Origin of the sequence: Rhizobium sp. BK538, assembly GCF_014197575.1 — a bacterium.
In the GTDB taxonomy this organism is placed as follows: Bacteria; Pseudomonadota; Alphaproteobacteria; order Rhizobiales; family Rhizobiaceae; genus Rhizobium.
In genome coordinates, this window is the sequence record NZ_JACIFT010000001.1 from 347,626 (window position 1) to 367,673 (window position 20,048).

At 60.1% G+C, this 20,048-nt stretch carries 18 protein-coding genes; 5 read left to right on the forward strand and 13 right to left on the reverse strand.

Annotated features, from left to right (window positions below):
* Positions 1 to 105: 105 nt before the first annotated feature.
* From FHX09_RS01720 to FHX09_RS01760, 9 genes are all read right to left on the reverse strand, one after another.
* On the reverse strand, positions 106 to 474 hold the full coding sequence (locus FHX09_RS01720) for a response regulator (RefSeq protein ID WP_007795999.1): 369 nt from the start codon (positions 472 to 474) through the stop codon (positions 106 to 108).
* Between the two features lie 68 nt (positions 475 to 542).
* Positions 543 to 1,199 (reverse strand): response regulator transcription factor, encoded by a 657-nt coding sequence (locus FHX09_RS01725; RefSeq protein WP_132587935.1) that lies wholly within the window; start codon positions 1,197 to 1,199, stop codon positions 543 to 545.
* Positions 1,192 to 2,772, reverse strand: coding sequence for an ATP-binding protein (locus tag FHX09_RS01730; protein ID WP_132587934.1), 1,581 nt, complete (start codon positions 2,770 to 2,772; stop codon positions 1,192 to 1,194). Before FHX09_RS01730 ends, FHX09_RS01725 begins: the two co-directional genes overlap by 8 nt.
* A 103-nt stretch (positions 2,773 to 2,875) precedes the next feature.
* Positions 2,876 to 4,495 carry an MFS transporter gene (locus FHX09_RS01735; RefSeq protein ID WP_184449174.1) on the reverse strand — a complete coding sequence of 540 codons (1,620 nt, stop codon included), beginning with the start codon at positions 4,493 to 4,495 and terminating at the stop codon, positions 2,876 to 2,878.
* Entirely contained in the window at positions 4,492 to 5,640 is a 1,149-nt protein-coding gene (locus FHX09_RS01740; RefSeq protein ID WP_184449176.1) for an HlyD family secretion protein, read from the reverse strand. The genes FHX09_RS01735 and FHX09_RS01740 overlap by 4 nt, the downstream gene beginning before the upstream one ends.
* A gap of 8 nt (positions 5,641 to 5,648) precedes the next feature.
* On the reverse strand, positions 5,649 to 6,482 hold the full coding sequence (locus FHX09_RS01745; RefSeq protein ID WP_184449178.1) for a formate/nitrite transporter family protein: 834 nt from the start codon (positions 6,480 to 6,482) through the stop codon (positions 5,649 to 5,651).
* A gap of 264 nt (positions 6,483 to 6,746) precedes the next feature.
* Positions 6,747 to 9,041: an FdhF/YdeP family oxidoreductase gene (locus FHX09_RS01750; protein WP_184449180.1), complete on the reverse strand. Its 2,295-nt coding sequence runs from the start codon at positions 9,039 to 9,041 to the stop codon at positions 6,747 to 6,749.
* Between the two features lie 474 nt (positions 9,042 to 9,515).
* The gene (gene uxuA / locus FHX09_RS01755; RefSeq protein WP_184449182.1) at positions 9,516 to 10,703 is read right to left on the reverse strand and encodes a mannonate dehydratase; all 1,188 of its coding nucleotides are present in this window, start codon (positions 10,701 to 10,703) and stop codon (positions 9,516 to 9,518) included.
* 44 nt (positions 10,704 to 10,747) lie between these two features.
* Positions 10,748 to 11,470 carry a GntR family transcriptional regulator gene (locus FHX09_RS01760; protein WP_184449184.1) on the reverse strand — a complete coding sequence of 241 codons (723 nt, stop codon included), beginning with the start codon at positions 11,468 to 11,470 and terminating at the stop codon, positions 10,748 to 10,750.
* A 207-nt stretch (positions 11,471 to 11,677) separates the two neighbouring features.
* Between FHX09_RS01760 and FHX09_RS01765 the strand changes: the two genes are divergently transcribed.
* Genes FHX09_RS01765 through FHX09_RS01780 form a run of 4 tightly spaced genes read left to right on the forward strand, consistent with a single transcriptional unit; the run spans position 11,678 to position 15,731 of the window.
* Positions 11,678 to 12,853 (forward strand): extracellular solute-binding protein, encoded by a 1,176-nt coding sequence (locus FHX09_RS01765; protein WP_184449186.1) that lies wholly within the window; start codon positions 11,678 to 11,680, stop codon positions 12,851 to 12,853.
* Positions 12,854 to 12,910: 57 nt separating this feature from the next.
* Positions 12,911 to 14,011: an ABC transporter ATP-binding protein gene (locus FHX09_RS01770; protein ID WP_132587926.1), complete on the forward strand. Its 1,101-nt coding sequence runs from the start codon at positions 12,911 to 12,913 to the stop codon at positions 14,009 to 14,011.
* Entirely contained in the window at positions 14,008 to 14,886 is an 879-nt protein-coding gene (locus FHX09_RS01775) for an ABC transporter permease subunit (RefSeq protein WP_132587925.1), read from the forward strand. The genes FHX09_RS01770 and FHX09_RS01775 overlap by 4 nt, the downstream gene beginning before the upstream one ends.
* Positions 14,887 to 14,888: 2 nt before the next feature.
* Complete coding sequence (locus FHX09_RS01780) at positions 14,889 to 15,731, forward strand: ABC transporter permease subunit (protein WP_007796035.1); 843 nt, start codon at positions 14,889 to 14,891, stop codon at positions 15,729 to 15,731.
* A 60-nt stretch (positions 15,732 to 15,791) separates the two neighbouring features.
* Here FHX09_RS01780 and FHX09_RS01785 read toward each other — a convergent pair whose 3' ends face one another.
* The gene (locus FHX09_RS01785) at positions 15,792 to 16,046 is read right to left on the reverse strand and encodes a YMGG-like glycine zipper-containing protein (protein ID WP_132587924.1); all 255 of its coding nucleotides are present in this window, start codon (positions 16,044 to 16,046) and stop codon (positions 15,792 to 15,794) included.
* Between the two features lie 249 nt (positions 16,047 to 16,295).
* Between FHX09_RS01785 and pepT the strand changes: the two genes are divergently transcribed.
* Complete coding sequence (pepT, locus tag FHX09_RS01790; RefSeq protein ID WP_132587923.1) at positions 16,296 to 17,528, forward strand: peptidase T; 1,233 nt, start codon at positions 16,296 to 16,298, stop codon at positions 17,526 to 17,528.
* Positions 17,529 to 17,594: 66 nt separating this feature from the next.
* On the opposite strand, the gene FHX09_RS01795 is transcribed toward pepT, so the two are convergent.
* The 3 genes from FHX09_RS01795 to FHX09_RS01805 all read right to left on the reverse strand — a co-directional run bounded on the left by FHX09_RS01795 (position 17,595) and on the right by FHX09_RS01805 (position 19,824).
* Positions 17,595 to 18,047: a helix-turn-helix transcriptional regulator gene (locus tag FHX09_RS01795; protein WP_132588266.1), complete on the reverse strand. Its 453-nt coding sequence runs from the start codon at positions 18,045 to 18,047 to the stop codon at positions 17,595 to 17,597.
* Between the two features lie 229 nt (positions 18,048 to 18,276).
* Positions 18,277 to 18,549, reverse strand: coding sequence for a hypothetical protein (locus FHX09_RS01800; RefSeq protein WP_132587922.1), 273 nt, complete (start codon positions 18,547 to 18,549; stop codon positions 18,277 to 18,279).
* A gap of 114 nt (positions 18,550 to 18,663) precedes the next feature.
* On the reverse strand, positions 18,664 to 19,824 hold the full coding sequence (locus tag FHX09_RS01805; RefSeq protein ID WP_132587921.1) for a fumarylacetoacetate hydrolase family protein: 1,161 nt from the start codon (positions 19,822 to 19,824) through the stop codon (positions 18,664 to 18,666).
* Positions 19,825 to 20,048: the final 224 nt, after the last annotated feature.

Sequence of the window (20,048 nt, forward strand, 5' to 3'; positions counted from 1 at the left end):
ATTTGAGATGCGCCCATTGGCTTTCGCCAGGCGGGCCGTTTTTTATAGGCGATAATCCGACGCGCCAAAGCCTCGTCAATCGAAGCGGCGGCGCGTCAATCCGACCTAGTGCGCGAGCGCCTGCTCGAGGCAAACGATCAGCTTTTCGATATCGACCGGCTTGCCAAGAAAGGCGAATGCGCCACCGTTCATTGCCCTGCTGCGCGTCCGCTCGTCCTTGTACGACGTGACAAAGATCATCGGGGGACGCTGCGAATGCTTGTTCAACTCTGCCTGCAGTTCGATTCCGCTGAGGCCGGGCATCTTCACGTCGACGAGCATGCAATCGATCGCGGATCGCGGTTCGAAGACGAGGAATTCTTCCGCCGAGGCGAACAAACGGCACTCGTAACCGCAGGACTTGACGAGATCATCCATAGCTTCACGGATGGCCTGGTCGTCGTCGACGACGGCTATGGTAGGGACTGAGGGCAATGAACCGACCTTTTCTGACTGCTTTCACAGTCTTGTTATGCGCTCACGCCCCATTCAAAGATACCATACTAAGATACAGGTGGTCGTACCCCTTCGCCCAGCATTTCTGTCTTCCTCACGAGCTCGGCGACCGAGCGAACTTCCATTTTCCGCATGACGTTGCCGCGGTGTAGCTTCACCGTGACCTCGCTGATGCCGAGCTCATAGGCGATCTGCTTGTTCATCAGCCCCTTGACCACCGCTTCCATGACCTCGCGCTCGCGCGGGGTAAGGCTTCCCGCCAGCGAAGCGACCGCTTCGCTTTGCGCATTTTGCCGGCGGCGCACAGCGTCACGTTCCATCGCCGCTGCAACGGCGTCGAGGATATCCTGGTCCTTGAAGGGCTTGGTCAGAAAATCGACGGCGCCGGCCTTCATGGCGCGCACGCTCATCGGAATGTCACCAAACCCCGTCATGAAGACGATCGGCATCTTGCTGCCGATGCGCTCCAGCTGCGTCTGGAAGTCCAAACCGCTGACACCTGGCAAGCGGACATCGAGGAGGATGCAGCCCGGACGGTTGAAGTTCGCGGTTTCCAGAAAGGCCGTCGCGCTCTCGAATGCCTCAGCATCGAATTTCATCGATCGGAACAGGTCCGTCAGCGCTTCTCGCATCGAGAGATCGTCATCGACGATAAAGACCACAGGTTCAGGCGGCTCCTTTTGCAGCCTACGTGTATCAGGCATGTTCCACCTCCGGCTTAATCAGCAGGCTCATCTCGAAGATCGCGCCACCGTCGTGATGATTGGTCCCGTCCAGCTTTCCACCACGGGCCTCCAATGTAGTGCGGCAAATAGACAGGCCCATACCCATGCCGGCCGCCTTGGTCGTGAAGAAGGGGGCAAACAGCTTGTCCTTCACATCGTCGGTGATCCCGGGTCCGGTGTCACGCACAGCAATACTAACATGCTCAATATCCGGCCGCGCTGTCGCTATTCTGATGATCCTCTGCGGGCTGCTGGCCTCATCCATTGCCTGAATGGCGTTGGTAAGCAGATTGATCAGTACCTGTTGCAGCTCGATCTTTACGGCTGAGACGGGCGGAATGTGAGCCTTCCGTTCGATATGCACGGTCGTTCCACTCCGCTGTAGCTCGTGCTCCATAAGAGCCATGGTCTCGTCGATCAACCTGTCCAGGCTGATACTCTCGAGCTTGTTGTTCGACGGAGAAAGAAGGCCGCGGGTGTTTTGGATAATGTCGCTGGCGCGCTGGCTGTCGCGGATCATTCGTTCGGCCGAGCGGCGCACAGCCGCGAGATCTGGCGGATCGCGATCAAGCCACCTCAAGAGCGTCTGAGAGTTTACCACGATCGCACCGAGCGGCTGGTTGAGTTCATGTGCCAGCGATGCCGACATTGCGCCGACCGTTGCGGCCTTCGATGCCATCGTCAACTCAGCCTGTGCTGCGGCCAGGGCCTTAAGGGCCATTTCGCGCTGCGTGATATCGACCATGCTGACAACCACACGGTTGAATGCGGCCGGATCCTCGGGAAATGCGATACTGAGCAGCACGAGTTTGTCTTCGCCATTGTCCGCGCGTACCTCGGCCTTGTCTTCAAAGACCCTCTCGCCGTCCATGATTGCCTGCACTACGTCGAGAAACCGTTCCTGCCCGGTGATAAAGGATCGACGCAGGCTGCCGACTGCAGAAGATTCTGGCCCCAGCATCTCGCGTGCCGCCTCATTGGCCGCGACAACCTTGATAAGGCCGATGCAATGATCGACGAAGGTCGGGTTGGTGCGCGCATGGGTCTTGATGTCGGTAACGCCCTGCGCCCTGACATCCATCAGATAACTCCGCAATTTCGAATAGTCTCGCTCCCAGAGCGCGACGCGCGTGCGATCGAAAATCGAACGGTATCTTGCCTCGCTCTCTTTCAAGGCAGAATTGATTGAAAGCAGCGTCAGGCGCGCGGTCTCCGTTTTCACCAACAGCATCGTCGTTACGAACAGCGCCGCAAGAGCGACGATCAGGCGGGTGGTAGACTGAAGGTCAGCATCGTCTCCATGCGTCAGGGCGTAGGAAAGGAGCGTGAGAGCGGCACATGCAGCCGCAATCACAAACAGGCCGACGCGCGTGGTCGCCTGGGCGGCAAGCAGCATGATGACGACATAGAGCACCGCGATGGCGCCCTCGATGTCAGTGTACGTATCGACGTAAAAGACGGCCGCGGCGAGCGCGACGGCAATCAAGCCGAAGGCCACGTTGTGGCCTCCTTCAGCATCGCGGGCGCGAAGTAAAGTTGATACTATAGACATTGTTCCCCCAGTCTATTTGGCCGCGAGCATATCCTGTTGCAGACGCAATCGAACCTATACATAGGTGTGGCCCGATGCGACCATATCGTTGGCCGCCCGCCGATCAAGCGGCCTTCTCCTGTGCTGCCGGGGCGGCTTGAGGCGCATTGTGTTCAAAATCGGGGTGCAATGGGCCGAACGGCATAGCCCCCGTGAACACCACCAGTAACAGGCCGGCAATCGCGAACCAGAATGACAGCACAAAGCCATCGCCATAGGCAAGCACATAGGCCTGCGCCCGGACCTGTGACGCGACTGCCGACAAGGCTTCCAGGCTTCCCCGCGGAGAGGTCCCAAACAGCGTCTCCAGTTTGTTGATCATGCCATGGAGATCGCGCGACGAAGCCGCAATCGGGCCGCCCAGTATGTTGGAGTGAAACTGCTCGCGCTGCCGCAGCCATGTATTCAATAGGCTGACAGCCAGCTCCGCACTGCCGAGCCGGATGACCTGGATATAGGCGGACGACGCCGTCGCGCGCTTCGGATCGCTGTTGGCCAGCAGATAGACGACGGTCGAAAAGAAGGTAAATGATTGGCCAGCTGTGAACAAGAGAACGACCGGCAGGAAACTCCACGGCGACCATTCAATCGTCAACCTCGAACCGATCAAGGATCCAATGGCCATCGCCACGAGACCGATGAGGATGCACAATCTCGAATCCACCCGACGCTGCAGGTAGACGGCCAGGGTAATGAACACGAAGACCGGAATGACAGCACCAACAACGTAGAGTTGCGAAATCGCGATCGGCCGTAACCCTGCGACGTTTTGCAGGAACGACGGTATGACAATCGATCCGCCCGAGCTCGAGAATGTGAAGGCAACGATAATGCCGTAGCCAATTCCGATATTGCGCGACAGGATGACGCTCGCATGAGCCCAGGGACGTTTTACCACGCTCTCGTTGATAAAAAATCCAATGGCTAGAATACCGCCGCCCACAACAAGCGACGTGACGATGCCTGACTGGAACCAGTCGAGCCGGTTTCCCTGGTCAAGCGCGACATAGAGCATTGTCATTGACGAACCGAGCAGGAGCATGCCGCCCCAATCGGCAGTTTCAAGCAGGCTGACGTTGAGCTCTTCCTTGGGAGCAGCTACGATGAGCAATAGCGCGATGAGTGGCGCGACGATCACGTCCTGCCAATACAGCCATTGCCAGCCGAGATAATCCCCATAGACACCGACGAGGACAAAACCGAGACTTTGCGAGAGCGGAACGCGAAGCGCGTAGATCGCAATTCCGATCAGCCAGTATTTCATGTCGAGGTTCCGGAAGATCACCATGATCGTTGCCGGAATGAACACGCCGAGCAAAAGCGCTCTTACGGCATGAAGGGCAAACAGTGCCGAGCCGTCATGGAGGAGTGGGATCGCCAACGAGATGCAAGCGTAGATAAGGCTCGAAGGGATCATCACGCGGCGGATGCCGAACACCGTGGCGAGCCATGCCACGGCCGACGAGACGAGAATTTGCGGTGCGTTGGCGATGGTGCTCAGCCAGGAGGCCTCGTCGATTCCCAACGCGTAGGCGCCCCGGAGATCCGGAAGGCCTGCGCTCAATACTCTGGTGTCGAAGCCTACCACGAAGGAGGCGAGCAATAGCGCAGCGACGATAAGGTGAGGGCGGCTCGCCGTCGTGCCGCTGGTCACCGGGCCAAAGGCGCTCGGTGCGACACTCATGGGGTCGTGTCCGCCAATGTATCGACGTTAACGTTGGCCGACATACCAGGCCGGAGCTGATCGATCAGCGGTTGGCCGGGATCGAGATCGATCCTGACCGGAATGCGCTGCACGACCTTGGTGTAGTTGCCGGTCGCGTTGTCAGGCGGCAGCAGCGCGAATATGGAGCCGCTTGCAGGCGACAACCGGGAGACTTTGCCGTGGAGCGTCTGACCCGGAAATGTATCAATGGTGATCTCGGCCGTGCGGCCCGGGGTCATCCGCGCAAGCTGGGTCTCTTTGAAGTTTGCTGTCACATAGACGCTAGGAAGCGGGACCTCCGAATTGACGCTGGTTCCGGCCGCAACAAAATCGCCTTCGTGGACGAGTTTGCGACCAAGGACGCCATCAAAGGGCGCATAGATCCTGGTGTAGCCCTGACGGATCAGCGCCGTGTCGACGTTTGCCTGTGCGGCGCCGATCTGCGCGCGCAACAACGGCTCTTGCCCGTCGAGCACCTTCAACTGCGCTTTCTGCTGATCGATCGCGGCAGCGGTCGATTTGACGGCGGCTTGCGCCTGGAGATAGGACGACTGCGCCTGCTGAAGCTGCTGTTGCGACGTGGCATCGCCCAGGCTGGTCTGCCGATGAAACTCAAGCTCGGTCTGCGTCTGCTGGGCAAGCGCCGATGCGTTCTGCGCTTCGGCGGCCTCAATGACAGCCTTCTGCAATTCGATCTGGTTCGCAAGGTTTGCGAGCGAGGCGTTGGCAGATGCCAGGTTTGCCGTCGCCACCTCGACGGCGGCATCGTACTCGCGAGGATCGATCTGCGCGAGCAATTGGCCTTTCGTTACCCGCTGATAGTCGCCAATCGGCGTGCTCCGTATCGTGCCGCTAACCTGCGCGCTGAGGGTGGAGACATCGGCATTGATGACGGCGTCATCGGTCGCTTGCCGGGCAGCATCCGCGACCCATCGGTTCCAATCTGCCATGACCAGAGCGACGCTGCCGCCAACCAGGACGACTGCAAGAACCGGAATAGCGAGGCGCCGGATTGTCGCCACGGTTGTCGAAGGCTGCGCGATCGGCTTGGGCGCCTCTGCGGCCGGTGCTCGACTGGTCGCAGGCGACGGGCTGAGATTTGTGATACGAAGCTGGTCGGCCATGACGACCCTCACTTGTCGTTCCGGTTGGCGGAAATCTTTGCGCGGACAGTCGCGGGTGCCGGAACAAATGAAACGTGCCCGCTGCTGTGGAACTGCGCCCAATAGCCCAGGGCCATGAAGACCGAGCCGCCGATCAGATTGCCAAACGTAACCCAGACCAGATTGTGGATCGCACCGGCAAGTGTGATATTTGCGGGATGATCGCCGATCAGCGCCATGGAGAAGGTGAACATGTTGGCGACGGAGTGCTCATATCCGGCCGCGACAAAGATCGTGATCGGCCAGAATATCAGCATGATCTTGGCTGCGGCGTTACCGGTGCGCCCGGCCATCCAGATTGCCAGGCAGACCAGCCAGTTGCACAGGATTCCGCGGGCAAAAAGCTCTTCGGAGCTTGCCGACATCTTTGCCGAAACGGCTGAAAAGAACGCCTGGCTTCCATCGCCCAGCAGTACGCCGCCGCCTGCCATGTGAAAGAGGGCGGCGAGGATCACCGCACCGATCAGGTTGCCAATCCACGCGCTGCACCAGACGAGCAGCACGTCCGAAAGGCGCGCGCGCCCCGTCAGCACCGCGAGCGGCATATACATGGCCGTTCCGGTGAAGAGTTCGGAGCCTGCAAACACGACGATCGTCAGGGCCGAGGAGAAGACCACGCCCGTAACGAGATGGGCCCAGGCAGGATCGGCATGCGCACCGGCGGTGTACATGAGGATGTCGCCGAAGCCGATATAGGCACCGGCCATCGCCGCTCCAATCAGGAACGCGAAGAACTGCGTACGGACAATGAGCGCCTTGTGTTCGCCTGACTCGGCGAAATTTGTGATGGAATCCTGGTACATGACGAGATCCTCGCATCCTGCCCGGACCGGGCCGAGCGCTTCGCTGGTTGATGCAGGAACGCTAGTCGCACGCGGCGCAGCGTTGAATCATACGTAAGTGTAGGTGGGGAGAGGAAGGAATAGCCTAGGCCAGCGTCACAGCAGCGAAAGGCAGAGCGAAGGCGGCGTGTCGCCGCGAAATCAGGCTCGAATCTTTTGAAGCGAGGTCGGCAACAGTCCCCCGGCATCTGCGACGCCGGTGGATCTGGCAAGGTCGATGACGGGTCAGCTGTTGCTAGCGGCGACCATCACGGGCACACCCTTGTAGGACGGTGTTCCCGAGAGCCGGTCATAATGGCGCAGAGACATGACCGCATTCATCTCCGGGTAGTAACCGGCAGCCGACCCCTTCGGGATGTTGTATTCCACCGCCGTGAAGCCACGCACGAGGTGCGCTCCTTCGCCAGCCCCGACGAGGCCGCGAATGTCGATCCGGTCACCGTCCTTGAGACCAAGACGGGCGAGATCATCCCGGTTCATGAAGATCACGTCGCGGCGACCAAAGACACCGCGATAGCGATCGTTCAGGCCATAGACCGTGGTGTTGTACTGGTCGTGGCTGCGGATCGTCGTCAGGACCAGAGCGTCCGGGTTCTTGATCAGCGGATCTTCGTCGAGACCCGGGGCGACAAGGAAGTTTGCCTTGCCGCTTTTCGTGTTCCATCGACGGAAGGAGGCGGCGACATCAAGGCGGAAACCTCCGCGCGCACGCACACGCTCATTGAAGTCGTGGAAGTCGGGGAAGACCACCTCGATCTTCTCACGGATCCGGTCATAGTCTGCAATCAGCCCGTTCCAGTCGATGCCGTACCGATCGCCGAGCGTTGCCTTGGCGATGTTGGCGACGATGGCGGGCTCGGATTTCAAAGCCTCGCTCGGGGGCTTCAAGAAGCCTCGAGAGGCGTGCACCATCGACATGGAATCTTCGACGGTCACCGCCTGCGGGCCGGAGGCCTGCGTGTCGAGGTCGGTCCTGCCGAGGCAGGGCAGGACGAGCGACGTCTTTGCCGTCAGGAGATGCGAGCGGTTCAACTTGGTGGCAATATGGACTGCGAGATCGAGCTTGCGCATTCCCCGCCAGGTGGCTTCCGGATCGGACATGGCGACGGCGAGATTGCCGCCGAGGCAAATCAGCGCCTTCGATTCACCGGCGATGATCGCTTCCACCGCCTCGATCGCATTGTGGCCCTTCTCCGCGGATGGACGAAAACCGAATGCTCGCTCCATCCCGTCAAGCAACGCCTTGTTTGGAATTTCGGTGATCCCGACAGTGCGGTCGCCCTGGACGTTGGAATGGCCGCGGATCGGTGCAATCCCGGCTCCTTGCCGGCCAATATTGCCACGCAGCAGCAGCAGATTGGCAATCTGCTGCACGTTGCCCGTGCCGTTGGCATGCTGGGTGATGCCCATGCCATAGCAGACGATCACATTCTTGGCTTTCACGTAGACGTCGGCCGCACTCTCGATCGCATTCTTCGTAAGGCCGCTGACAGCGACGATCTGGCCCCAGCTGGTGGCATCGACATCGGCGCGCATGACGTCGAAGCCGACTGTGTGCTCCTTGATGAAACCACGGTCGAGCACACCGGAGCCGCCACGAGCGATGTCGGCGGCATCGCGCTCGAACACCGCCTTCATCATGCCCTTCAGCGCCGCAAGGTCACCTCCGGTGCGCAGTTGGTGATAGGCGGAGGCAATCGGCGTGGAGGACAGCGTCACCATCTCGACCGGATCCTGTGGCGCGGCGAAGCGCTCCAATGCGCGTTCTTTCAGCGGATTGAAGACGACGATCGGCACGCCGCGACGCGACGCATTGTGCAGCGTCGTCATCATGCGCGGATGGTTGGTACCGGGATTATGACCGAAGCTGAAGATCGCATCGGCGTCGTCGAAATCCTCCAACGTCACGGTGCCCTTGCCGACGCCGATCGACATCGGAAGCCCGACGCTGGTTGCCTCGTGGCACATGTTGGAACAGTCGGGAAAGTTGTTGGTGCCAAAGGCGCGGACGAAGAGCTGGTAGAGGAAAGCCGCTTCATTTGAGGTGCGACCGGATGTGTAGAACTCGGCCTTGTTGGGGTCGTCGAGTTTGTTCAGTTCAGCCGCAATCAGCTTGAAGGCTTCATCCCACTCGATCGGCTCGTAGCGATCGGTTTGGCTGTTATAGTGCAGCGGCGTTGTTAGCCGCCCGGCATCTTCTAGTTCATGGTCCGTCCACTTCCAAAGCTCCGAGACGGTATTGTTTTCGAAGAGCGCCGGCCCTGAGCGCTTGGCCGTGGATTCCCAGGTGATCGCCTTGGCGCCGTTCTCACAGAACTCGAATGACGAAGTGTGCTTAGGATCCGGCCAGGCGCAGCCGGGGCAATCGAACCCTTCCGGCTGATTGGCCTTCAGCAGCGTCATGGTGCCTTGCGCCACGACTTGCTGATGCGCAAGCGTCTTGGCAACCGCCTTGAGCGCGCCCCAGCCGCCGGCCGGCTGATCATATTGCTCGATGCCTTCTGGACGCTGATCCTTCATGTCGAAGCTCCTTCGATCCTGCGCGGCGACCAGGACGCCGCCGATGAGTGCACATCAGCCGAGAACCTAGCAATGCGTGCGAACGTTGCACACTATACAGAGGCATAGGGCGCCGATCGTTGGCCCGGTATCCGCACACGACAACGCAGGCCCCAGCTATCTGGTGCGCGATATCGCTGCGTGCGGCTGCCGTGGCCGGATACGAGCCATGACTGTTCTTCTATCACTTGAATCCGATGCGGCTCTCACAAAAAGAAGGCCGTCTCCGGGCGGATGGAGACGGCCTTAAGCGGACCTTGGGAGGATCCGCGGCCTCGGCGGAGGGGAGGGACACCGAAGCCGGTAGCAGGGAGGATGCTACCCGCCTCATCGAGGGGTTGAGGCGATGGGTGAAAGGTAGCCCCGTCCGGAAGGCCGCGTAACTAAACTTAGGTATTGGCCGGACTAGACCAGCAGCCAATTCCAGTCCACGGTTCATGTCGGCGGCGCGCCCAGCGCGTAGAGTATGCCGCGAAGCTCCGCCAGGCCGCGCAGACGCCCGATCGCGGGATAGCCTGGCGTCACGTTCTTGTTGAGATCATCGAGCATGCGATGGCCGTGGTCCGAGCGGAACACGATGGTCTCGTTTGCCTGACGCCGGCGGTCTTCGGCGACAAGCTCCTTGAGAACCGCAACCATATCGACGTCGCCCTCAAGGTGCGCGCTTTCATGGAAAGTGCGGCCGTCGCCCTCGCGCTTGGTTGCACGCAGATGCGCGAAATGGATACGCGACGCGAAACGGCGAGCGATTGCCGGCAAGTCATTGTCGGCGCGCACGCCAAGGCTGCCAGTGCAGTAGCACATGCCGTTTGCCTCAGAGGGGACCGCCTCGAAGAGTGCGGCATAGTCGTCCGCAGTCGACGCGATGCGCGGCAGACCGAAGAGTGAGCGCGGCGGATCGTCCGGATGCAGCGTCAGCTTGACACCGCGAGCTTGCGCAGCCGGGGTCACTGCCTGGAGAAATTCGATCAGATGCTGGCGCAGCTTGGCGGCATCGATGCCGGCGTAGGCGGCAAGCTTTTCACGAAACTGCGGGATCGTCAGCGGCTCGGTTGTCGAGCCAGGCAGGGCGGACGTGATGATCCGGGTGATCTCCGCGACGTCCTCTTCGCTCATCGCATCGAACACGTCGCGGGCACGCGCCATGTCCTCAGGGGTGTATTGCTGCTCGGCGCCGGCACGCTGGAGCACGAAAAGATCGAAGGCGGCGAACGTCTCATGATCGAAACGCATGGCGGTGGCACCGGTATCGATCACATGGTCAAGGTCCGTGCGCGTCCAATCGACGACGGGCATGAAGTTGTAGCAGACGATCGGAATCCCGCAGGCGGCCACAGCTTCAAGGCTGGCGATCCAGGCCTCGATTTCGGCCTTGGCGCGTCCGCCATTGCGCTTGACGGCATCGGGGATCGGGATGCTCTCGACCACCGACCAGGCCAGGCGCGAGCGCCCGGGCGGTGTCGTTTCGATCATGGCCTGTCGCTCGCGCACCTCGCCTTCAGTCCAGGCGCGGCCGATGGGAACCTGGTGCAGTGACGAAACGATATTGGTGGCTCCGGTCTGGCGCACCTCATCAAGCGTGACAGGTGCCTCCGGCCCGAACCATCTCCAACCTTGGCGCATGTGTACCTCCTTGCGGTCTTCTTTGTCGTTGTCGGCTGATCGGCTCAGCGGAAATAATCTGGATATTGGCTGCGAAGCTCGGCGACATCGGGAACGACGGCACTGAGGTGCTGCATCATCGCCGCGCGCGCTGTCTTAACGTCATGGGCCGCAATCGCGTCGCGAATGAGCCCGTGTTCGTGCAAGACGTTGTCCATGCGACCGAGAACCGGCAGCGTCAGACGCCGCGCCCTGTCGATTTGCACCTTGACGGTCTTTAGAATTGTCCAGATGCCGGGATAGCCGGCAATGCTGGTGATGGCCTCGTGGAAGGCCTCGTCCTCTTCGTGAAATGCCGAGGTATCACCAAGGGCGGCAAGCGATCTCTGTCGCGAAATAATGGAATCCAGGCGGGCGATATCGGCTGCCGTTGCAATCTCGGCCGCGCGCTCCACCGTTGTGCCCTCAAGCGACTTGCGAACGACCACGGCCTCGGGGATCGCCGAGACCGGCACGCGCGACACGACGGTACCGGATTGCGGGTAGATATCAACAAGCCCGCCCTCGGACAGCCGCAGCAACGCTTCGCGCACCGGCGTGCGGCTGACGTTGAACTCTTCCGCAATCCGCTTTTCCTGCAACTGCATTCCGGGCGGCATCCGCAGAGCGAGAATGTCCGCGTAGAGCCGATCGAAGATGGCGTCGGCAGTTGTCACGCGGCGGATCTTCACCGGCCTGTCGGCGTCGGAAGCCATGGCTGGCGGGACGGAAACAACTGCTGCCTGCATAACGTACCCTGACGTTGACTTGATCGTGCATACTAGTATATCAATTTATTGCGACTGCCAAGGCACGCCGAGGAGGAACGGTGTTTTTGGCAATCATTTCAGGAGGTTTCATACATTTAAAGACAAGGTTCCGGTCCTGCAGCGACTGGCCCGAGGACGCCTAGCACCCTATTTGCAGCGTCCTGCAACGAGAGGAGGAGAAACACTATGAAAGTCACCCGCAGAACATTTGTCGGCACCGCGGCAGGCGCCGCCGTCGCAACCATGTTGCCGCTGAAAGTCTTTGCCCAGGCCAAGAAGCCGGCAAGCCCCGTCACCATCACGATCGCGGACGTCGCCGGCAACTTGGCGCTGACGCAGGGCATGTTCGAGGCCTATGCCTCGGAAAAGGCCGACTGGGTCTCCAGCTTTGCCTTCACGAAGGCGCCGGCACCGGAACTGCCCGGCAAGATCAAGGCGCAGCAGGCGGCCGGCAAGGTCGACATCGATCTCGTTTTGACCGGCACGGACGCGCTTTCGGCCGGTCTTGATCAGGGCCTTTGGATCGATCTTACGGCACATAAGTCTAAGCTTCCCGACCTCGAGCAGATCCTGCAGCCGCAAGCCTTCAAGATGCAGGCTCTTGCGAAGGATCAGGGCGTCGTCATCACCTATTACCCGTCCGGTCCGCTCATCGAATACATGCCCGACAAGGTGCCTACGCCACCGAAGTCCGCGCAGGAACTGCTCGACTGGGCGAAAGCAAACAAGAACCGCTTCATTTATGCCCGACCGGCCAATTCCGGCCCTGGCCGCACCTTCCTGATGGGCCTGCCCTACCTCCTTGGTGACACTGACCCACGTGATCCCGCTAAGGGGTGGGCAAAGACGTGGGACTATCTCGCGGCGCTCGGCGAACACATCGAGTACTATCCGACCGGTACCGGCCAGGTGATGAAGGAGCTTGGCGAAGGGACGCGCGACATCGTCGTCTCGACGACCGGTTGGGACATCAATCCACGTGCGCTCGGCATCGTGCCGGCTGAGGCGAAGGTGCAGAAGCTCGATGGCTTCCATTGGGTCACCGATGCCCATTACGCCGTGATCCCGAAGGGCGTGTCGGACGAGAAGATCGGCGTGCTGATCGACGTCCTCAACTACATCCTGCAGCCAAAGCAGCAGGCGATCGCCTACGATGCTGGCTATTTCTACCCAGGTCCTGCCGTCAAGGACCTCACCCTCGAAATGGCGCCGCAGGAAAGCCAGGACACGATCAAGGAATTCGGCCGGCCGGAATATGCCGAATGGATCGCCAACAATCCCCTGGAGGTTCCGCTGGAACCGAAGCAGCTGGTTGAAGCCTTCCGCATCTGGGACGAGAAGATCGGCGCCAAGAAGGGCTGATCGAAAGAAATCGGCCGGCCGGGGATTGCGTCTTGGGCCGGCAACCTCATTCTGCAGATGGAGATTGGTTTGACCTCGGTTTCAAATGCCGCCGTACCGACGCGCAAGAACGCACGCCTGGAACTCGATGGGATGCGTCGTGCTTTTGGAACGTTCAACGCCTTGAACGGCATAGATCTTGCAATCGAGCCGGGAGAGTTCGTGGCCCTGCTTGGTCCGTCCGGCTGCGGCAAGTCGACCGCGCTGAACTGCATTGCCGGCCTGCTGGCACTGACCGGCGGCGAAATTCGCCTTGGCGGCACACGCATTGACCAGCTCGAACCCGAGCGTCGTGGCTTTGGCATGGTCTTCCAGAGCTACGCGCTGTTTCCCCATATGAGCGTTCGCAAGAACGTCGGATTCGGTCTTGCCATGCAGGGCATAAAGGGCCCGCAAGCCGACCAGCGTATCCGCGATGCCCTGGCGCTGGTGCGTCTCGAAAGCCAGGCCGACAAGTTGCCGGGCCAGCTCTCCGGCGGCCAACAGCAGCGCGTCGCGATCGCCCGCGCCATCGTCATTCGCCCCCCGATCGTTTTGATGGACGAGCCGCTCTCCAATCTCGATGCGAAACTAAGGCTAGAGATGCGCGCCGAAATTCGCGGCATCCACGACCAGATCGGCTCCACGACCATTTATGTTACGCATGACCAGGACGAGGCGCTGTCGCTTGCCGATCGTATCGTCGTCATGAGCCAAGGCAATATCGAACAGATCGGCTCACCGCAGGATCTCTACCAGCGCCCCGTGAACGTCGAGGTCGCGGATTTCATGGGCTTCCGGACACGCGTTGCGGGCCGCATTACACGCGTATCAAACGATGAGGCCGAGATTGAGGTCGCCGGCGCGCGGCTCGTCGGCACCATGGGGTCGCCGCTCAGCATTGGCGACGCAGCCATTCTGTCTGTCCGGCCGGAAGATCTCGTCGCATCAAGTGGCGAGGGAATCGCCGCAACCGTCAGCAGCATGGAATATCGCGGTCGTGCTTTCTTTGGCATGGCGCGGGCAACGGACGGTTCGGAACTCTATTTCCGGGCAGATGCGCCGTTGGCGCGCGGAGCGTCAACAAGGCTGCAACCGGTTGCCGGCCGGGCGCTGGTCTTTGCGGGAGCGGCGCGATGAGCGGACCGTCGTTGCAAACACGGCTTGCCGCCCGCGGGCTCGATGGCACGACGCTCCTCTTGTTGCCGGGGCTGTTCTTCATGATCGCGCTGTTTGTCTATCCGTTTCTTTATGGCGTGGCCGATTCTCTCGTGCCGAAAGAGGGCGCGTGGTACGCCAACTATGCAAAGTTCTTTAGTGACCCATTCCAGTACCAGACCATCGCTGCAACCATGTGGCTGGCGCTGCCGGTGACCGTCATCAACCTCGCCTTCGCCGTGCCGGTCGCGCTGCGTGTGCGCCTGATGCGCAGACAGCGGCTGTTAACCACCATTCTTGTCCTGCCGATCACCCTTGGTACTGTCTTCGTCGCGGACGGCCTGTTGACGTTTCTCGGGCCGCGCGGCTGGTTCAATCACACGCTATTGACGCTCGGCATTCTCGACGCACCGGTGAAGCTGACCAACAATTACTGGGGCGTGTTTGCCTCGCTGTTGATCACCGGCTTTCCCTTCGCGTTCCTTTTGACGCTGTCCTACGTGACCGGCATCGACCCGGCCATCGAGCAGGCCGCGGCGACGCTGGGCGCGGGACCGCGCCAACGGTTCTTCCGCGTCTTTCTGCCGCTTCTCGTCCCTGGGCTTGCAGTCACCTTCTGCCTGGCCTTTGTGCAGGCCTTCGCAGTGTTCCCCTCCGCCGTTCTTCTTGGGGCGCCTGCCGGCCCGACGCGCGTCATTTCGATTGCCGCCTATCAGGCAGCCTTCGAGCAATATGATCATTCCCTCGGTTCGGCGATCGCCCTCATCATGGGCGGCGTGGAGCTGGTCGTCGTGCTCGCCGTTTTGGCCACACGCTCACTCTTCTACCGCGGCCCGACCGGCGGCACGAAAGGCTAGTCATGATCCGAGATCAGGGCCTCACCTCGAAGATCTGGCGCTTTGCCATTTGGGCGCTGGCCATCCTCTTTGTCCTCAATCTGCTGGCTGTCATCGCGGCCGTCATCGTCAACTCCTTGGCGACGCGCTGGCTTGGCACATGGCTGCCGGTCGGCTGGACGACACGCTGGTATTTCAGTGCCTGGAAGGAATTCCAGCTCTCCAGCGTGGTTCTTGTCACATTCGAGATAGTCTTCACCGTCGTCATCATGTCCGGAATCTTGGGCATCACGGCCGCCTATGCACTGGCGCGGCGCGACTTTCCCGGAAAGCGTCTGGTCGTGCTTTTGTTCTTGCTGCCTCTGCTTATCCCGCCGCTGACTTACGGCATTCCGCTCGCAACCGTCCTTTATCAGCTTGGGCTCGGCGGCACGTTTTGGGGCGTCGTGCTGATCAACGTTGTCCCGTCTCTGCCCTTCGTCGTGCTGGTGATGATCCCCTTCATAGAACAGATCGACCCGCGTATCGAAGCGGCCGCACGGGTATTTGGTGCAGGAACGACGAGCCTCTTCCTGCGCATCTTGCTACCGTTGCTTCTGCCGGGGATGCTGGCTGCACTGCTGCTTGTGTTGGTGCGCACCATCGCAATGTTCGAGCTGACCTTCCTGATTGCCGGGCCGACGACGCAAACGCTGGTGGTGTCGCTCTACTACGCCGTCTTTGCGTCGGGCGTTCGCGCGGGTCAGTCGATTGATGCGATGGCGGTGGTCTACATGATCACGACATTGTTCTGGCTGGTTCTCGCTTTGCAGTTCGTGAACCCGACGCAGATCGTAGCAAGGGCGAAACAGCAAAGCGCCCACTAGTTCAAAATCTCAAGGAATTAGACCGCCTCTTGTAACGAGGCGGTCGGTTGGCGGCTCCGGCTATCGGCAGCGCGCCTCATAAGTGCGGCCATATCGGTCACGATAAACACAATAGCCACGACGTTCGGTTGAGCGTCCAATCAGAGCGCCTGCAACACCGCCCGCCACGGCGCCAACGGCTGCGCCGCCCCAGCTGTTGCTGACGGCGCCGCCGATGATGGCGCCGGTACCGGCACCGATTGCCGTTCCCTTTTCGGTGGCTGTGCATGACGCCAATGCACCCATAAATGCGCCAACTAGAATAATCTTTCTCATCCGCTACTCCTGCGATTGTATTATTGGTTTGCCGGGTAGGAACTGAGTCCGCTGCCCCAAGGTTCCATCGGACTTAGGTCCGACGTGGTCCTGCCTCCGGCGGCCGCTTCGTCACCTTGGCTTCACACGGGACCGCGCAAAGACAACCATTTGTTGTTAAATGCGCTCGTCAGCGCCCGAATACTTCTGTTCACAACGCGTCCTTGACGGCTATACCGGGGCGACGCAAAAACATGGAATGGACCTGCCATGACCGAAACCGTCCTCGATCGCTTTCTTCGCTATGTCGTCATTGATACCCAGTCGGATTCGGCATCATCGACACAGCCGTCGACCATGAAACAGAAGGACCTGGGGCGTTTGCTGGTCGACGAATTGTTGGCAATCGGCCTATCCGATGCTCATCTCGACGAGCATGGCTACGTTTATGCGACCGTTCCCTCGAATGTCGATAAAGCAATTCCGGTCATATGCTTGTGCTCGCACATGGACACCGCTCCTGACTTCACCGGGACGAACGTGAAGCCGCAGATCGTGCACAACTATCAAGGTGGCGACATTCAGCTTTCCGGTGACAGGAAGCAGGTCATTCGGGTCAGTGAGAATCCAGCTCTCAATGACCAGATTGGCAACGACATCGTGACGACCGACGGAACGACACTGCTCGGCGCAGACGACAAGGCAGGCATTGCCGAGATCATCACGGCAGCGCAAATCCTCGTGGACAATCCCGACATCAGGCACGGAACCATCAAGCTGCTTTTCACGCCGGACGAGGAGATCGGCCGCGGCGTCGACAAGGTTGATCTGGCGAAGCTTGGCGCGCAGTTTGCCTATACGATGGACGGCGAAACCGCCGGGCACATCGAAGACGAGACATTTTCGGCCGATGGCGTCGAGATCACCATTGAGGGCGTCGCCATCCATCCAGGCTTTGCGAAGGGTAAGATGGAGAATGCGATCAAGATCGCAGGCGCCATCATCGACCGGTTGCCGAGGAATGCCGCACCAGAGACGACCGAAGGACGAGAAGGCTTCATTCATCCGACCGGCGTCACCGGCTCGATGGAAAAGGCGGCTGTCAGCCTCATTGTCCGCGACTTTGAGGAAGCCGGTCTCATAGACAAGGAGAAACATCTCGAAGCACTGGTGCGCGAGATCATGACTGACTATCCCGGTTCTTCCTATACCTTCGTCGTCAAGCAGACGTACCGCAATATGAAGGTCATGCTCGATCGCCACCCTCAGATTGTCGAGAACGCTGTGGAAGCTATTCGGCGAGCCGGCATGTCGCCAGTCCGGGGCAGTATCCGAGGCGGAACGGACGGTTCCCGCCTATCCTTCATGGGATTGCCATGCCCGAACATCTTTGCTGGCGGCCATGCCTTTCACTCGCCGCGCGAATGGATCAGCAGGCAGGACATGGAGAAGGCCGTAGCCACGCTCGTCGAACTCGCGAAGGTATGGGAGGAGCGGGCGTAAGCTGCGCAGAAGTCTGTACGCTTACAACCAGCGGGTCGCAATCTCACGCGTGCGGCAGTATCCCACTCAGGCGAAAGTCTCGCCCGGTTTCGACCGCGCCGTCGCAATGTTGCGTCCTTCCTGAGCCTGCGCCATCGCCTTGACCAAGGCGACAATCTTTTCGCGCAGTTGGGTATCGGTGATCTGCAGGAAAGCGCGGTTGAGGGCGAGGCCTTCCTTCGAATGCAGGAATTCGGCAACGGGGTCGGCCGCGACAGTCATTTCAGATCCGGCCAAGCTCTGTGGCTCGGAGTCGTCCTGTTGAAAGAAGAAGCTCGGAGACGTCCTCAGTACCTCGGCAATCCGTTGCAGCCGGCTGGCACCGATCCGGTTCAGACCTTTTTCGTATTTCTGCACCTGTTGGAATGTAACACCTATCTGATCGGCCAGTTTTTCCTGGCTAAGACCAAGCAGTTGTCTGCGCATCCTCACGCGAGAACCGACATAGGTATCGATGGCATTCGGCGTCTTTGCATTCATCGTCAATGTTTCCATGAACCGGGCTGGTGTCGCGATCATCGCTCGACCTCCGGTATACAGCACTCTCATGAAATGTGTATTAGCCGCCGACCAAATTCAATTGTTAGTTCATACGACCTGCGTAATATCATCTGGCAGAAATCAGACACTCACCGCAACATGGTAGAACAGCACTGCAACCAGACCTTAGGTCGACGGCGACCGTGCTGAACTGCCCCGACGCAATCGGTCAGCGCTTGAAGCGAATTGGCCGGATTTCCCTGTGCACGATCTTCAGCGACCTGTCAGGTTGTATCATGTAGGTCTCATCGATCTGCCGGCCCCACTGATCAATGAAGTTGTGCGGGAAGGTCGACCCGGGCGGGGATTTCGTCAACTTGGTGCGCGGCTGGCCGCCATAGGTGACGCTGCCCGGGATCGGATCGAGACCCGGCGAAGAAAAGTCCTTCGTCGTGCACCCGACAAGTGCGAGGACACCAAGCAACGCAAGGGCCTTCTTCATGGTACCCTCGACAGTTTTGTTTCATTCCCGAAGCATATATGCAATCAATCGGGCCGGAACAGATGCCGTCTGGCGCAAGAATTCAGCAGGTCCGCCGCAACGCTTGCCCAACGCCTATAACAGGCCCCGCTTTGCAAGATTTGCCATCAGCGCGGTGATACCGAAAGTCCAGGGAGAGCACTCGGTCGACAGCCGCACGGTATTGACGAGCGAGCCGAGGCCCGCCGACGAAATTTCGACGACATCGCCCACCTTGTGGGTAAAACCCTGGTTTGGCGCGTCACGATCCTGTGTCGGGGCAAACAGCGTCCCCAAGAACAGCATGAAGCCATCGGGGTACTGATGGTGAGGCCCGCAGGTCTGCTTGACGAGGTCGCCCGGATCTCGGCTGATCTTCGACATCGAACTCTTTCCGTGAAGGATGAATCCATCTGTCCCTGTCACCTTGAGATCGAGTTCCGCCCTGCGGACCTCATCGAGGCTATAGCTCTCATCAAAGAGGCGAATGAATGGACCGATCGAGCACGACGCATTGTTGTCCTTTGCCTTGCCGAGGAGCAGCGCCGAACGGCCTTCGACGTCACGCAGATTGACGTCGTTGCCAAGCGTTGCACCCTTGATCTCGCCGCGGCTGTTGACGGCAAGCACGATCTCGGGCTCCGGGTTGTTCCAGGTCGAGATCGGATGCAGGCCGACATCGGCGCCCCAGCCGACAGACGACAGCACCGGTGACTTCGTGAACACCTCTGCGTCCGGTCCGATGCCAACCTCGAGATATTGAGACCACATGCCTTCCTCGATCAGCGCCTGCTTGACCTTCAAGGCTTCCGGCGAGCCTGCCTTCAGGTTGTTGAGGCTACCGCCGATCAGCGTACTGACGCGCTCGCGGATCGCGGCGGCGCGATCTGGATTTCCGGCCGCCTTCTCTTCGATCACGCGTTCGATCATCGACTGAGCGAATGTCACCCCACAGGCCTTGATCGCCTGGAGGTCGGCCGGAGCAAGCAGATGGACGCGCGACGGGTCAGGCGTTCCGATACCAACGGCGTCGACTTCCTTGAGCGCGCCGAGCACAGGACCGCGCGCAGCGCGCACGAAGGCAGCCGCGTCGACCTGCTCCAGCAGTGCGCTCAACGTCGGCACGGTCTTGGAGGTGATGTCGACCAGTTGGCCATCCCGAACCACCACGACGCATGGACCTTGGACAGCAGGGTTCCAGGCACGACCGATAAACAAGCCGCCAGCGGCGACAGCGTCCAGAAGAGTGTAAGACATCGATATGTTCCGTCACGCGAGCGATGGAGGCGCTCAATATCAAAACGAACCAGCCGCCCTCCAACCCGACGGCGCGGGGAAATCGACCACAATAGATGCCCGTCGGCAAGGTCAAAACCAATCAATCTCGACCTCGTTTCGAAAATGAAAAAGGGCGCGGTGCCGCAGTTGGCAACGCGCCCATTGTGCATGATCAGCCGTGGCTCACGTAACGTGCACTCCTG

Excerpts from the sequence above, each read along its gene's own strand:
- FHX09_RS01725 (WP_132587935.1), bottom strand. The coding sequence starts at position 1,199 with ATGCCTGATACACGTAGGCTGCAAAAGGAGCCGCCTGAACCTGTGGTC.
- uxuA (WP_184449182.1), bottom strand. The coding sequence starts at position 10,703 with ATGCGCCAAGGTTGGAGATGGTTCGGGCCGGAGGCACCTGTCACGCTT.
- FHX09_RS01785 (WP_132587924.1), bottom strand. The coding sequence starts at position 16,046 with ATGAGAAAGATTATTCTAGTTGGCGCATTTATGGGTGCATTGGCGTCA.
- FHX09_RS01730 (WP_132587934.1), bottom strand. The coding sequence starts at position 2,772 with ATGTCTATAGTATCAACTTTACTTCGCGCCCGCGATGCTGAAGGAGGC.
- FHX09_RS01735 (WP_184449174.1), bottom strand. The coding sequence starts at position 4,495 with ATGAGTGTCGCACCGAGCGCCTTTGGCCCGGTGACCAGCGGCACGACG.
- FHX09_RS01795 (WP_132588266.1), bottom strand. The coding sequence starts at position 18,047 with ATGAATGCAAAGACGCCGAATGCCATCGATACCTATGTCGGTTCTCGC.
- FHX09_RS01780 (WP_007796035.1), top strand. The coding sequence starts at position 14,889 with ATGATCCGAGATCAGGGCCTCACCTCGAAGATCTGGCGCTTTGCCATT.
- FHX09_RS01770 (WP_132587926.1), top strand. The coding sequence starts at position 12,911 with ATGGAGATTGGTTTGACCTCGGTTTCAAATGCCGCCGTACCGACGCGC.
- FHX09_RS01745 (WP_184449178.1), bottom strand. The coding sequence starts at position 6,482 with ATGTACCAGGATTCCATCACAAATTTCGCCGAGTCAGGCGAACACAAG.
- FHX09_RS01760 (WP_184449184.1), bottom strand. The coding sequence starts at position 11,470 with ATGCAGGCAGCAGTTGTTTCCGTCCCGCCAGCCATGGCTTCCGACGCC.
- FHX09_RS01775 (WP_132587925.1), top strand. The coding sequence starts at position 14,008 with ATGAGCGGACCGTCGTTGCAAACACGGCTTGCCGCCCGCGGGCTCGAT.
- FHX09_RS01750 (WP_184449180.1), bottom strand. The coding sequence starts at position 9,041 with ATGAAGGATCAGCGTCCAGAAGGCATCGAGCAATATGATCAGCCGGCC.
- FHX09_RS01805 (WP_132587921.1), bottom strand. The coding sequence starts at position 19,824 with ATGTCTTACACTCTTCTGGACGCTGTCGCCGCTGGCGGCTTGTTTATC.
- FHX09_RS01765 (WP_184449186.1), top strand. The coding sequence starts at position 11,678 with ATGAAAGTCACCCGCAGAACATTTGTCGGCACCGCGGCAGGCGCCGCC.
- FHX09_RS01800 (WP_132587922.1), bottom strand. The coding sequence starts at position 18,549 with ATGAAGAAGGCCCTTGCGTTGCTTGGTGTCCTCGCACTTGTCGGGTGC.
- FHX09_RS01740 (WP_184449176.1), bottom strand. The coding sequence starts at position 5,640 with ATGGCCGACCAGCTTCGTATCACAAATCTCAGCCCGTCGCCTGCGACC.
- pepT (WP_132587923.1), top strand. The coding sequence starts at position 16,296 with ATGACCGAAACCGTCCTCGATCGCTTTCTTCGCTATGTCGTCATTGAT.